14 protein-coding genes are annotated in these 13,178 nt (G+C 67.9%); 12 read left to right on the plus strand and 2 right to left on the minus strand.

Features of this window, described 5'->3' with window-relative positions:
* The 10 genes from NS1_RS15650 to NS1_RS15695 form a co-directional block, all read left to right on the plus strand.
* The coding region (locus NS1_RS15650; protein WP_307619108.1) for a sugar ABC transporter substrate-binding protein at nt 1-1,182 on the plus strand (1,182 nt) is incomplete at its 5' end.
* Nucleotides 1,182-1,946: an ATP-binding cassette domain-containing protein gene (locus NS1_RS15655; RefSeq protein ID WP_062985368.1), complete on the plus strand. Its 765-nt coding sequence runs from the start codon at nt 1,182-1,184 to the stop codon at nt 1,944-1,946. The genes NS1_RS15650 and NS1_RS15655, both read left to right, overlap by 1 nt.
* Nucleotides 1,943-3,184: a sugar ABC transporter permease gene (locus NS1_RS15660; RefSeq protein WP_062985369.1), complete on the plus strand. Its 1,242-nt coding sequence runs from the start codon at nt 1,943-1,945 to the stop codon at nt 3,182-3,184. Before NS1_RS15655 ends, NS1_RS15660 begins: the two co-directional genes overlap by 4 nt.
* Nucleotides 3,185-3,209: 25 nt before the next feature.
* A complete protein-coding gene (locus tag NS1_RS15665; RefSeq protein WP_062985370.1) occupies nt 3,210-4,406 on the plus strand; it encodes an ROK family transcriptional regulator in 1,197 nt (398 codons plus the stop codon).
* A 35-nt stretch (nt 4,407-4,441) separates the two neighbouring features.
* A complete protein-coding gene (locus NS1_RS15670) occupies nt 4,442-4,909 on the plus strand; it encodes an SRPBCC domain-containing protein (protein WP_062985371.1) in 468 nt (155 codons plus the stop codon).
* A gap of 205 nt (nt 4,910-5,114) precedes the next feature.
* Nucleotides 5,115-6,206: an ABC transporter substrate-binding protein gene (locus NS1_RS15675; protein ID WP_062985666.1), complete on the plus strand. Its 1,092-nt coding sequence runs from the start codon at nt 5,115-5,117 to the stop codon at nt 6,204-6,206.
* Nucleotides 6,206-7,066, plus strand: a complete 861-nt coding sequence (locus NS1_RS15680) for an ABC transporter permease (RefSeq protein WP_062985372.1) — start codon at nt 6,206-6,208, stop codon at nt 7,064-7,066. The genes NS1_RS15675 and NS1_RS15680 overlap by 1 nt, the downstream gene beginning before the upstream one ends.
* Nucleotides 7,042-7,806, plus strand: coding sequence for an ABC transporter ATP-binding protein (locus NS1_RS15685; protein ID WP_062985373.1), 765 nt, complete (start codon nt 7,042-7,044; stop codon nt 7,804-7,806). The genes NS1_RS15680 and NS1_RS15685 overlap by 25 nt, the downstream gene beginning before the upstream one ends.
* The gene (locus NS1_RS15690) at nt 7,803-9,152 is read left to right on the plus strand and encodes an LLM class flavin-dependent oxidoreductase (RefSeq protein ID WP_062985375.1); all 1,350 of its coding nucleotides are present in this window, start codon (nt 7,803-7,805) and stop codon (nt 9,150-9,152) included. Before NS1_RS15685 ends, NS1_RS15690 begins: the two co-directional genes overlap by 4 nt.
* A 49-nt stretch (nt 9,153-9,201) precedes the next feature.
* A complete protein-coding gene (locus NS1_RS15695; protein ID WP_255284548.1) occupies nt 9,202-10,425 on the plus strand; it encodes an MFS transporter in 1,224 nt (407 codons plus the stop codon).
* 22 nt (nt 10,426-10,447) lie between these two features.
* Here the strand turns inward: NS1_RS15695 and NS1_RS15700 are convergent, their stop codons facing one another.
* The gene (locus NS1_RS15700; RefSeq protein ID WP_062985392.1) at nt 10,448-11,026 is read right to left on the minus strand and encodes a TIGR03086 family metal-binding protein; all 579 of its coding nucleotides are present in this window, start codon (nt 11,024-11,026) and stop codon (nt 10,448-10,450) included.
* A 61-nt stretch (nt 11,027-11,087) separates the two neighbouring features.
* Between NS1_RS15700 and NS1_RS15705 the strand changes: the two genes are divergently transcribed.
* Together NS1_RS15705 and NS1_RS15710 are read left to right on the plus strand one after the other, a co-directional pair.
* Nucleotides 11,088-11,384, plus strand: a complete 297-nt coding sequence (locus tag NS1_RS15705) for a helix-turn-helix domain-containing protein (protein WP_255284549.1) — start codon at nt 11,088-11,090, stop codon at nt 11,382-11,384.
* A 52-nt stretch (nt 11,385-11,436) separates the two neighbouring features.
* Nucleotides 11,437-12,582 (plus strand): alpha/beta fold hydrolase, encoded by a 1,146-nt coding sequence (locus tag NS1_RS15710; protein ID WP_062985394.1) that lies wholly within the window; start codon nt 11,437-11,439, stop codon nt 12,580-12,582.
* Here NS1_RS15710 and NS1_RS15715 read toward each other — a convergent pair whose 3' ends face one another.
* Nucleotides 12,583-13,167, minus strand: coding sequence for a TetR/AcrR family transcriptional regulator C-terminal domain-containing protein (locus NS1_RS15715; protein ID WP_062985397.1), 585 nt, complete (start codon nt 13,165-13,167; stop codon nt 12,583-12,585).
* Between the last annotated feature and the right edge of the window lie 11 nt (nt 13,168-13,178).

Here is a 13,178-nt window from a genome sequence, read left to right on the forward strand (position 1 = left end):
CCGCGAGTGGGCCAGGTCACCCTGGAGTATGTTGTCGAGAACAACATTCGCTCCAGCTCGACCGCCCACAGGCGGTGGTTCCACGAAAGGCCCACGCTCATGCGTCAGGGGATCTTCGGCATCGCGGCCGTCTCGATCGCACTTCTCACGTCGCTCACCGCCTGCGGCGGCGACACTACGAACTCCTCGGGAGGCGGCGCCAAGATCGGCGTGATCCTGCCCGACAGCAAGACCTCGGCGAGGTGGGAGACAGCGGACCGGAAGTATCTCCAGCAGGCGTTCGACGCCGCGGGGATCAAGGCAGACATCCAGAACGCCCAGGGCGACAAGAACGCCTTCCAGACCATCGCCGACCAGATGATCACCAACGGCGCCTCGGTGCTGATGATCACCAACCTCGACAGCGGCACCGGCAAGGCCGTCATCCAGAAGGCAAAAGCGCAGGGCGTCACCGTGATCGACTACGACCGGCTGACCCTCGGCGGCGGTGCGCCGTACTACGTGTCGTTCGACAACGTGAAGGTCGGACAGCTCATGGGCGACGGTCTCGCGAAGTGCCTGGCCGACAAGCAGGCGGCCAAGCCGGTGGTCGCCTACCTCAACGGCGGCCCCACCGACAACAACGCCGCCCTGTTCAAGGGCGGTTACGACGGCGCGCTGAAGCCGAAGTTCGATGCGGGCGAATACGTGAAGGGCCCGGATCAGGCCGTCCCGGAGTGGGACAACACCAAGGCGGGCACCATCTTCGAACAGATGCTCACCGGTACGCCGAACCTCGGTGGCGCCGTGGCGGCCAACGACGGTCTGGCCAATGCCGCCATCGCCGTGCTGAAGAAGCAGAAGCTCAACGGGCAGATTCCGGTGACGGGTCAGGACGCCACGGTGCAGGGTCTGCAGAACGTCCTGGCCGGTGACCAGTGCATGACCGTGTACAAGGCGATCAACCTCGAGGCCGCCGCCGGCGCGAAGCTGGCGATCGCGCTGGCCAACGGTGAGAAGGGCGAGGCGCCGAGCACCGTCGACGACCCAGAGGCGAAGACGAAGGTGCCCGCCGTGCTGCTCGAGCCGAAGGCGATCTTCAAGAACAACGTGAACGACGTCGTGGCGGACGGTTTCGTCGACAAGGCCGAGCTCTGCACCGGTGAATTCGCCAAGCTCTGCGCGGATAACGGCGTGCGCTGATGACCGAGACCCCGCTCATCGAATTGCGCGGATTAGAGAAGAGTTTCGGCCCGGTTCATGTCCTGCACGACATCGACTTCTCCGCCTACCGCGGTGAGGTGACAGCGCTGGTCGGCGACAACGGCGCCGGCAAGTCCACGCTGGTCAAGTGCGTCGGCGGCACCCACGCCATCGACGCGGGCGAAGTGCTGTTCGACGGTGAGCCGGTGCAGATCGGCAATCCGAGGGACGCGGCCGAACTGGGGATCGAGATCGTCTATCAGGATCTCGCGCTCTGCGACAACCTCGACATCGTGCAGAACATGTTCCTCGGCCGCGAGAAGAAGCACGGCATCGTGCTCGACGAGTACGGCATGGAGGAACTCGCGGGCTCGACGCTGGCCGGTCTGTCGGTGCGGACGGTGAAGTCCGTGCGGCAGAAGGTGGCGAGCCTGTCGGGCGGACAACGCCAGACCGTCGCCATCGCCAAGGCCGTGCTGTGGAACAGCAAGGTGGTGATTCTGGACGAGCCGACCGCGGCGCTCGGTGTCGCCCAGACCCAACAGGTCCTCGAACTGGTTCGCCGCTTGGCCGACAAAGGTCTTGCGGTGGTGCTGATCTCGCACAACATGAACGACGTGTTCGCGGTATCGGATCGCATCGCGGCGCTGTATCTGGGCCGGATGGCCGCACAGGTGCGGACCGCCGATGTGACCCATTCGCAGGTCGTGGAACTGATCACCTCCGGCCGCAGCGGGAGTCTCGGAATCGGAGTGCGGGCATGAGCGTGGTCGTGACGGACAAGGCCGCCGAGCCTGCCGCGCCGATGACCGAATTGGTCACCGGCTATGTCGGGCGGATTCGCAGCGGCAACATGGGTGCGCTGCCCTCGGTCATCGCGCTGGTCGTGCTGTCGGTCGTGTTCTGGATCGCGCGGCCGGTATTCATGACCCAGGGCAATATCGCGAACCTGCTCACCCAGGGTGCCGCCATCGCGGTGATCGCGATGGGGTTGATCTTCGTGCTGTTGCTCGGGGAGATCGACCTCTCGGCCGGCTTCACCAGTGGTGTATGCGCGGCGGTGCTCGCGGTGCTGCTCACCGACAAGGGGTGGCCCTGGTACGCGGCGGTACTCGTGTCGCTGCTCACCGGCGTCGTGATCGGGCTGACCATCGGTGCGATAGTGGTGAAGATCGGTGTCCCGTCGTTCGTCGTGACGCTGGCCGCGTTCCTCGCGCTGCAGGGTGTCGCACTGAAGATCATGGACAACGGCCGCAATATCTCCATTCACGACGAGACGATCCTGGCGATCGCCAACAAGAACGTGCCGCCCCTGCTCGGCTGGGTGATGTACCTGGTTTTGCTCGGCGGGTTCTCGTTCGCGCAGTACCGAAAGTTGCGGGCGCGCAACACACTCGGGCTGACCGGCGAGACTGCGCGGGTGGTCGCGTTGCGGATCGCGGCGGTCGCGCTCGTCGCGGGGGTGGCGGTGCTGGTGCTCAATGACGAGCGCAGCCGTAACCCCGAGGTCAACTCGCTGCAGGGCATGCCGATCGTGGTGCCGATCATCATCGCGCTGCTGCTGCTGTGGACCTTCGTGCTCAATCGCACCTCGTTCGGCAGGCATGTCTACGCGGTCGGCGGCAGCGTGGAAGCTGCTCGGCGCGCGGGTATTCCGGTCGATCGGATCAAGATCAGCGCGTTCGTGCTCTGTTCGACGATGGCCGCCGTCGGCGGGTTGATCGCGGCCTCGCGGGCCAACTCCGTCGATCCGAACACCGGCGGTTCCGATGTGCTGCTCACCGCGGTCGGTGCGGCGGTGATCGGTGGCACCAGCCTGTTCGGTGGTCGCGGCCGGATGCTCGACGCGGTGCTCGGCGCCGCGGTGGTCGCGGTGATCAACAACGGGATGGGGCTGATGGGCTACAGCGCGGGCACGAAATTCGTTGTGACAGGATTTGTCCTGCTGCTCGCGGCGGGGGTGGACGCGCTGTCGCGCAAGCGTTCGCTGCCAGGAAGTTGACCATCGACCGGGAAGGCTGGGCCGAATGAGGGCTGCACCCGCCCCGGACGAGATCCGCACCCGCAACCTCGCCGCGTTGCTGCGCCACGTCCATGTGAGTGGCCCGGTCTCGCGGGCGGTGCTGGCCGAGCGAATGGGCTTGAACCGCAGCACGATTCTGGCCTTGACCACCGATCTCGCCGCTGCCGGGCTGGTGAGTGAGGAACTGCCACGCCAGACGGGCCGGGCCGGACGACCGTCGCTGGTGGTGCGACCCGAATCGGAGCGGGTGTATGTGCTCGCGTTGGATGTCGGCGCCGACCGGCTCGCGGTGGCGCGGGTCGGTCTCGGCGGCGTGATTCTCGACCGGCGCGAAACACCGCGTGACAGTATGGCATTCGATCCCGATGAGGTGATCGAATCACTGGCGGTGATGGCCGAGACGATGATCGGCTCGGCCGGGCCCGACAGTGTCTGTGTGGGTGTCGGGCTCGCGTTCTGTGGCATGGTGCGCGAAGGCGACGGCGTCGTGCGGTACGGGCCGAATATCGGCTGGGTGGATGTGCCGGTCGGCGCGCTGCTGTCCGAGCGGCTCGGTGTTCGGGTCGTGGTCGGCAACAATGCCAACCTGGGCGCGCTGGCCGAGCGTGAGCGCGGTGTCGGCGCCGGGGTGTCGGATCTGATCTATCTGCACGGTGAAGTCGGCATCGGCGGCGGCGTCATCATGGGCGGCGAGCTGCTCGGCGGTGAGGGCGGCTACGGCGGCGAGGTGGGGCACATGATCGTGAACCCCGGCGGCCGGGCGTGCAGGTGTGGTTCGCGCGGTTGCCTGGAGGCGGAGGCGGGGGAGCTGGCGCTGATCGCGGTGGCGGGCCGGGCCGGGCTCACCGGCCGGGCGGCGGTCGAGGCGATAGTCGACGCGGCGGCCCGTGGTGACGCGACCGCCCGCGATGCGCTGCACCAGGTCGGCGACTGGCTCGGGTTCGGGGTGGCCAACCTGGTCAATATCTTCAACCCGACGATGGTCGTGTTCGGCGGGGTACTGCGCGAGATCTACCTCGCCTCGGCCGCGCAGGTTCGGAGCCGGTTGGCCGTGAACGGGCTGTTGGCGGTCCGTGAGCGCGTCCGGCTCCGGACCTCCGCGCTGGCCGACGACGCCCCGCTGATCGGGGCCGCGGAACTGGCGTTCGTCGACGTGCTGACCGATCCACTGCAGACACTGGCACGCGCCTGCGGCAGTTGATCGATCGGCGCCGGTGTGGCGACTATCGTGAAGTCATGGCGACCACCAGGATCGGTACGCACATCAATGCGCCTCGCTCCACCGTCTACCGCCTGTTGCTCGACGGCGACGCGGTAGGTGTCTGGATGGTGCCCGACGGGATGACCAGCGAGGTGCATCGGTTCGAGCCGGTCGAGGGCGGATCGTTCTCGATCACCATCACCTACGACGCCTCCACCGACGCGGGCGATACAGATCTGCAGCACGATGCCTACTTCGGGACGTTCCGATCGCTGGTTCCGGACGAACAGGTGGTCGAGGTGCTGGAGTTCGTCACGGTGCGGCCGGAGATGACCGGCGCACAGTCGGTCACCTTCACACTGACCGACGTTGACGGTGGCACCCTCCTCGATGTCCTGCACGAAGGGGTTCCGCCGGGACTCGGTCTCGCCGACAACGAGGGGACCTGGCAGATAGCGTTGACCAAGCTGGCCTCGCTGGCGGAGCGGGGCACGATCGACTGAAACACGGTGCGCCGCAACGACTGGTGCCGACCCACCGCTGCCGGCAGCTTGCGTGGCGCCGTTCGGAGCCGCACCGGGTTCCCGTACCCGCCGGGGATGACGCCCGACTCCGACGTGGTACTCGATGCCGAGAAGTAGCCGAGCACTTCGAATCATGGCAAGGCTAATGGTGTTCGGGGGTGATCGCGGTTGCTTGAATCCTTCTATGCACCGACCGAACACCTTTCGACCCGGCCTGCGTGGCCGCGCCACCGCCGCACTCCTCGCGATGGCAACCGTTGCGACGCTCGGCCTGACCGGCTGCGCGCAAGGCAACGACACACCGGTCGGCACCCCCGACGCGCCACTGCCCACCGAGGTTCCGCCGGGGACCACGCTCGTCGTCGCCGATCAGTCGGAACGTCTGCAATCGGCGCTGCGGTTGTCCGGCGAGCTGGACAAGCTGCCGTTCAAGATCGAGTTCGCGAACTTCGTCGGCGGCCCGGCCATCCTCGAGGCCTTCCGAGCGGGCGCGGCCGACGTCGGTCAGGTCGGCGATGTGCCGCCGATCCACGCCTTGGCCGCGGGCCAGGACGTGCCGATCATCGGTTCCTATCAGACCAACCCCCAGGCCCTGAAACTCGCTGTGGCGCCGGGCCGTTCGATCACCAAGCTCACGGATCTGAAGGGCAAGAAGATCGCCTACGCCGAGGGCACCGCCCAGCAGGCGGCGGTGTTGAAGGCGCTCACCAAGGCGGGTCTGAAGCCCACCGATGTGGAGCTGGTCCGGCTGCAGCTGGCCGAGTTCCCTGACGCGGTCCGCACCGCTCAGGTCGACGTCGCGCCGCTGATCGAACCCAACGTGACCCGGTTCCTCCGCACCGAGGGCGCCTCGCTGATCCCGGATTCGGAGACCACGGGCATCTACAGCGGCCTCGCCTACGTGTACGCGCGCCGGGCGGTGGTCCAGGATCCGGCGAAGGCCGCCGCGACCCGTGCTCTGGTCGGCGCGTTCGTGCGGGCCTGGCAGTGGACCAACACCCATCGCGAGGAATGGGCCACCCGCTACTACGTCGGAAGCCAGAAGGTCAGCGCCGACGACGCCAAGCGGATCGTCGAATCGCTGGGCACCTACACCTTCCCGCACCTCGACCAGCAGTTGATCGCCCGGCAGCAGACCACCATCGACGCGATCGACGCCGTGGGCGAGCTGCCGAAGAAGATCAAGGCCGTGGACGGTTTCGACCTGCGCTTCGATGCCGCGGTCACCGAGGCCGTCACTGCCAGCGGGGCCGCGTTCGCACCGGCGGTGAGCTGATGGCCACCATCGACGCGGGGGCACTGCGCAAGCTCAGGAACAGCACCGCCCCGGTCGAGGCGCTCGCCCCGCGTGGGCGGGGTCGGCGCAAACTGGGACCGGGCAAGCCGATCCCGTTCGGTTTCGCTCTCGGTCCGGTGCTGCTCATCGGCACCTGGGTGATCGGTTCCGCGATCGGTGCCATCGACCCGGAGACCCTGCCCGCGCCGTGGACGGTCGCGCAGACCGCGGGTGATCTGATCGCCGACGGACGGTTGCAGTCGAACCTGCTGACCTCGTTGCAGCGTGCTGTGATCGGTCTCGTTCTCGGTGTGGCGATCGGCGTGGTGCTCGCGCTGGTCGCGGGGCTGAGCCGGATCGGTGAGGCGGTGGTCGACGGTCCCGTGCAGATCAAGCGGGCGATCCCGACGCTGGCGCTGATCCCGTTGTTCATCGTCTGGTTCGGGATCGGCGAGCAGATGAAGCTGATCGTGATCACCACCAGCGTGCTCATTCCGATCTACATCAATACCCACGCCTACCTGCGCAGCGTCGACTCGCGCTATGTGGAACTGGCCGAGACCGTCGGGCTGTCGCGGTGGGGATTCCTGCGGCGCATCGCGTTGCCGGGCTCGTTGCCGGGCTTCTTCCTCGGACTGCGGCTGGCGGTGACCATTTCCTGGTTGGCGCTGGTGGTGGTCGAACAGGTCAACGCGACCAGCGGCATCGGCTACCTGATGACCCAGGCGCGCACCTACGGCCAGATCGACGTGATCGTCGTCGGTCTGGTGATCTACGGGCTGCTCGGACTGTTCGGTGATCTCGCCGTGCGGGCAACGGAACGAAAGGTGCTGGCATGGCGACAGACACTGGGCGACTGAGCTCCGACGAGCGGGTCGTCGTACGCACCCGCGCCCTGACCCGCGGCTTCGGTGAGCGAATTGTGTTGAACGGCATCGACATCGAGATCCGGCGCGGTGAGTTCGTCGCGCTGCTCGGGCGCAGCGGTTCCGGTAAGAGCACGCTGCTGCGGGCGCTGGCTGAACTCGATTCCGAGGTACCCGGATCCGGCGAGCTGACGGTGCCGACACAACGCGCGGTGGTGTTCCAGGATTCGCGGCTGCTGCCGTGGTCGCGCGTCCTCGACAATGTGGTGCTCGGGTTGACCGGGCGCGACGCGCAGCAGCGCGGGCGGTCCGCACTGGCCGAGGTCGGGCTGGCCGGACGCGAGAAGGCTTGGCCGCGTGAGCTTTCCGGCGGCGAGCAGCAGCGGGTGGCCTTGGCCAGGTCGCTGGTGCGTGAGCCGGAACTGCTCCTGGCCGACGAACCGTTCGGCGCGCTCGACGCGCTGACCCGGATTCGGATGCACGCCCTGCTCCAGGCCCTGTGCGCGCGGCATCGGCCCGCCGTGCTGCTGGTGACCCACGATGTGGACGAGGCCGTGCTGCTCGCCGATCGGGTGCTGGTTCTCGACGAGGGCCGGATCACGATCGATCAGCGCATCGAGACCCCGCGCCCGCGCAGGCACGCCCACCCGGAGTTCGTCCGGCTACGGGAAGTGCTGTTGACCGGGCTCGGCGTCGACACAACAGATTCAGAGAAAGTGAAACAAGCGTCATGAGTGCACCGCGTCAACTGAGTCTGAACGCGTTCATCTACCCGTCCGGGCACCATGAGGCCGCCTGGCGGCATCCCGACAGCAGGCCCGACCGCATCTACGACGTCTCCTACTACCAGGAGATCGGGCGTACCGCGGAGGCGGCGAAGCTCGACGCGGTGTTCTTCGCCGACGGCCCCGCCCTGCGCACCGATGTGCGGCACAACGCCGCGCCCGGCTTGGAGCCGATCACGCTGCTCACCGCGATCGCCGCGGCGACAACACATCTCGGCCTGATCGCCACCGCGTCGACCACCTACTACGAGCCCTACAACCTGGCGCGGCTGTTCTCCTCGCTCGACCACATCTCCGGTGGACGCGCGGGCTGGAACATCGTCACCACCGGCACCGACCTGGCCGCGGCCAACTTCGGGCTCGAACGCCACCCGGACCACGCCGAACGCTATGCCCGCGCACGGGAATTCGTCGACGCGGTGGTCGGGCTGTGGGACAGCTGGGAGGACGACGCGATCGTGCTCGACCGCGCCGCCGGTGTGTACGCCGATCCGGACAAGATCCATCCGATCGACTTCGTCGGCGAACATCTCAGTGTGCGTGGGCCGTTCAACTCGGCGCGGACCCCGCAGGGACGTCCGGTGCTGGTGCAGGCCGGGGCGTCGAACGAGGGTCGTGCCTTCGCGGGCAAGTACGCGGAGGCGATCTTCACGGCCCATCAGCGACTGTCGGACGCGCAGTCCTTCTACGCCGATATCAAGTCCAAGGCCACCGAGTTCGGCCGTACCGCCGACGAGGTGAAGATCCTGCCCGGGATCAGCCCGTTCATCGCCGACACCGAGGCCGCGGCGCTGCGTTTGGAACGCGAGTTCAACGAGCTGACGGTCCCCGAATACGGGCTCAAGCAGCTGGAATCGATCACCGGTACCTCGCTGCGCAGCCTCGCGCTCGACGAGCTGGTGCCCGTCGAAACGTTCGCGGGGGCGGGCGATGTCACCGACAACGCGCGCAGCAGGTTGCAGGTGGTGGCGGGCATCGTCGAGCGGGAACGGCCGACCCTGCGTGGGCTGCTGCACCGGCTGGCCGGCGCGCGCGGACACCGGGTGTTCGCGGGAACGCCCGAGCAAGTGGCCGACACCATCGAAGAGTGGTTCACCCAGGGCGCGGCGGACGGCTTCAACGTGATGCCGCCGTACTACCCCGGTGGCCTCGAGGTATTCGCCGAAACGGTCGTGCCGATCCTGCAGGAGCGCGGGCTGTTCCGCACCGAGTACACCGGGACCACGTTGCGCGACCACTTCGGGCTCGCGCGCCCGGAGAGTCAGTTCGCCCGCAGTGCCGCACTAGCCGGATGACGGTGGGCTGTAGCAGCCGGCACGGCACTCGCCGGTCGGTGGCGGCGTCGTGACTCAGCTGCGATCCATGGCGCTGGCGGTCTTCGTTCCGTCCGCCATCTACGGAATCGGTTCGGGCGCAGCGGCTCCCATGCTGCCGCTGCGCGCACTCGAACTCGGCGCGTCGGTCGGAACCGCGGGCGTGGTCGTCGCCATGATGGGCTTCGGGCTCATCCTCGGCGATCTGCCCGCGGGTTGGCTGGTGGCGCGCACGGGGGAGCGCAAGGCGATCGCGCTCGGTTCCTTCACCTGCGCGCTGGGTCTGCTCGTGGCCATCCTCGCGCCGAATATCGGCGTATTCGCGGTCGGGCTGCTGATCAACGGCGCCTCGGGTGCGGTGTGGGGGCTGGCCAGACAGACCTACATCGTGGCCGTGGTGCCGAGTGCCGATCGGGGACGGGCCTTTTCGGCGCTGGCCGGGTGGATGCGGTTCGGGTTCTTCGCCGGACCCTTCCTCGGGGCGGGCGCGGTGCACTGGCTCGGCCCGATCGGTGGGCTGTGGATCCAGCTCGTGGCCATGCTCGTCGCGGGTGTGCTGGTGTTCGCCATGCCGGAGACCGAGGGTTCGCCGACGGTGGTCAGCGACAACACGATTCGCTCGGTGGTGGTCGAGCATCGCAAGCTGCTCAGCACGCTCGGACTCGGCGCTCTGCTCATGGGCGCGGCACGGGCCGCTCGGCAATCGCTGCTGCCGTTGTGGGCGGTGCACATCGGTGCCGACGCGGCGACCACCAGCATCGTGTTCGGTATCGCGGGCGCGGTGGACGTGCTGATGTCGTATCCGGCCGGAATCTGGCTGGATCGCTACGGTCGCAAGGCGATCGGCGTTCCCGCGATGTTCGCCTTCGCCGCGGGGTACGCCCTGTTGCCGTTGGCGGGGTCGGTGGTCGGGCTGACCGCTGTCGCCGTGCTGCTCGGCTTCGCCAACGGGTTGAGCAACGGCGTGATCATGACTGTGGGCGCCGATGTCGCGCCGCCAGGTCAGCGCGCGGAGTTCCTCGGCGCCTGGCGGCTCACCCATGACATCGGCATGTTCGCGGGTCCGATCGCGGTCGGCGCGATCAGCGCGGTGACGGTGCTCGGCGCGGCGGCGGGCGCGCTCGCGGTGGCGGGTCTCGGTGGAGCGGCCGCGATGTATCGCTGGTTCCCCGGACGCCCGGTGGCCCCGATCCCGGTGCCCGAACAGAAGACCGCGGGTCTGCGCGAGCCCCGGGAGTCGGTGGACAGCAACTGACCTCGCACGCCCGGTCGGTCGCCTACGGCCAGGAGGGGTCGCGTCCGGTGAGGCCGAGGATGCGGTCGAGCAGGGGAGCGGTGGCATCGACGGGGACTTCAGGGCTGTAGATGCCCATCTGGCGACCCTGTTCGGCGGTGGCGGCCGTCTCGTCGTAGGTAGTGCGCAGGAAATCGTCGTCCCAGTGTGGCGTGGCGCCGACGGCACGGGCGAGGTCCCAGCCGTGGACGATCAGTTCGCCGACCACCATCCCGCCGACCAGCGGTGCGGGCAGTTCCGTCGGCCCGCCCATGTGGGTGACTCCCCGCCACGCGGCGGGGTCGGTCCACGCGGTGGCGAGTGCGTCGAGGTGCGCGTCGAGGGCCGCGGCCCAGTCGCCCGCGGTCAGGTCGATATCGGTTTCGGCGGCTGCCGGGGGTGCGACCGCCTCCTTGCGTGCGGCGCCGACCAGCGACGGACCCCAGAAGAGCAGGTGGTTGAGCAGGGCTCGGATATCGAACTCGGCGCAGGGGGTGGGGTCGGACAGTCGGGCGGGATCGACCGTGTGGAGGAGCTTCGACAGCGGTGTCGCGGCGTGCGCTACGCGTTCGGTTTCGGACATGTACCGAGGTAACCACCGCGACGCCGCGCTGTCTTGAACAAACGCGACAAAGACCCGCCGGGTGGAACGCGACCCCCGTGAACTGGGCGGTGCCTGGCAGATGCTCGCGGGGCGCTGCGGGACGAGTGTCCGCCGGGTGCAGCGGTTGTTCGCCGAACATGTCGGCATCGGGCCCAAGTGGGTGATCCGCCGCTACCGCCTGCACGAGATCACCGAGCGGCTCGCCGACGGCGTCGACATCGATTGGGCGGTGCTCGCCGCCGACCTCGGGTACGCGGACCAGCCGCACCTCAGCCGCGATTTCCGCAAGATCTTCGGCGAGCCACCGACCAGCTACGCACAGCGGTACGAGCGGTAGCCGGCGCGACAGGTAGAGCGGGGCACCGCGCGGGCGCCCCTACAGTGGAGTGATGTCGTCATTCGATCGGCATCCGTCCACCGTCGCGGACTTCGACGATGCGCGTCGGCGGGATCGGTTGCGTGAAACCAGGCTGGGACACGGGTGGCGCGGTTGGCGCCGGACCAGGCTGGCGGTGCTGCGAATCCTCGGGGTGCTGCTGGTCGCGATGATCGTGTTCGGGCAGTACTGGGTGCACGATGTGGCTCCCGAACGCGATCGGCTGGCACAGACCACGCCGGAGTTGTTGCCCGCGAATCTGCCTGCGGACGCGCGGGATTGGGATACCGCGGTCGTCGATATGGTGGGGCTCGGGGGAGTCAACGCGGCACCGACCGCCAAAGCCCTGCCCGCGCTCAGTCGCCTCGGGGTGGTGTGGGCGGTGCGCTACGACAACGCGGGTATCGACACCAAGGTCATCGCCGAGATGATCGTGCGGGCCGCGCGGTACGGCAATGTGCGCAATATCGTGCTGGTCGGTCACAGCATGGGCGGGATCATCGCGCTCGAGGTGGCGCGCCATATCCACCTGGGCAGCGATCGGCGATTGGTGGCCGTCGTGCTGGACTGCACGCCGATGGATCTGGACGCGGTCCGACCCGAGAGTCGCAGCCGCGGCGCCGATCTGGTGCGGTGGGTGGGGTGGTTGCCCGGGGCGCGGGAGAGCAGGCTCCTGCGCTTCGTGGTCGAGATGTCGGCTCGGCGTGAACGTTTCGCGCAGCGGGACGGACTGTTCTTCGATATCGACTACCGCGCCATGGGGCAGGCGGCCTCAGAGGTATTGCGCGACAAGATCTTCTCTCGTGATGCCGCCAGCAACGGGTTGATCGAGGCGCAGTTCCTGGCGATCGTGGCAGGCGGCGGCACGGCGGATCTGCGGGCGCTCGGCAAGCCGAATCCGGACAAGCGAAACCCGGCGATCGTGTTCATCCGGCCCCGCGAGGCGTCGCGCGATGACGTGGTGGACGTGGAGTATTCGCACAGGGTGCTGATCGAACAGTCCGGCGGCGTCAACGGCACTCTCTCGGTGGTGCGGCCGACTCGGACCGAGCACGCGAATCCGATTCAGCGACCGCGTGAATACAACGAGGTCATCGAAGCGCAGGTACTGCCGTTCGTGCGCCGCTATCAGGAGGCCAATCGCAATGATCCGCCCTGATCAGCGCACGCGGGCCCCGAGGATGGTGCGCACGCCCGCGATGAACAGCTGCAGACCGAAGTCGAATCGAGCTGTGGGATCGGGAGTGTCGAGCAAAGGGGTGTTGTCCTCGGATAGCGCGCCGACGGAATCCATCTGCATGCGCGACTGTTCGTCGACGGTCTGGCCGAGCACGTAGTAGAGCAGGGTGTAGGCCGTGAGATCGGCTTCCTCCCTGGTCATTCCGGCACGGATGACAATGCCCGCCAGGCGTTCACGCGCCTTGCTCGTGGTCAGACGCGAGGCGTAGGTGGCCGAGACCAGCTCGGCGCCGTCGCGATAGGCGAGCAGGCAGTCGCGCAGTCGGTGGGCGAGTTCGGTGAGCTGCGCGGGCCATTCGGTGGCGGTGATCGGCTCGTCCATCGGAGCGAGAATCCGGTCGGCCACCGCGCCGAGCAGGGACTGCTTGTCCTTGACGTGCCAGTACAGCGCCCCCGGCTGCACCTGCAGCGAGCCGGCGAGCCGGCGCATCGTCAGGTCGGCGAGCCCGTACTGATCGAGAATCGCGACGGCGGCATCGACCACATCCGTCTTCCGCAGTTGCACGCGCGTCCTTC

Origin of the sequence: Nocardia salmonicida NBRC 13393 (assembly GCF_001613085.1) — a bacterium.
In the GTDB taxonomy this organism is placed as follows: Bacteria; Actinomycetota; Actinomycetes; order Mycobacteriales; family Mycobacteriaceae; genus Nocardia; species Nocardia salmonicida.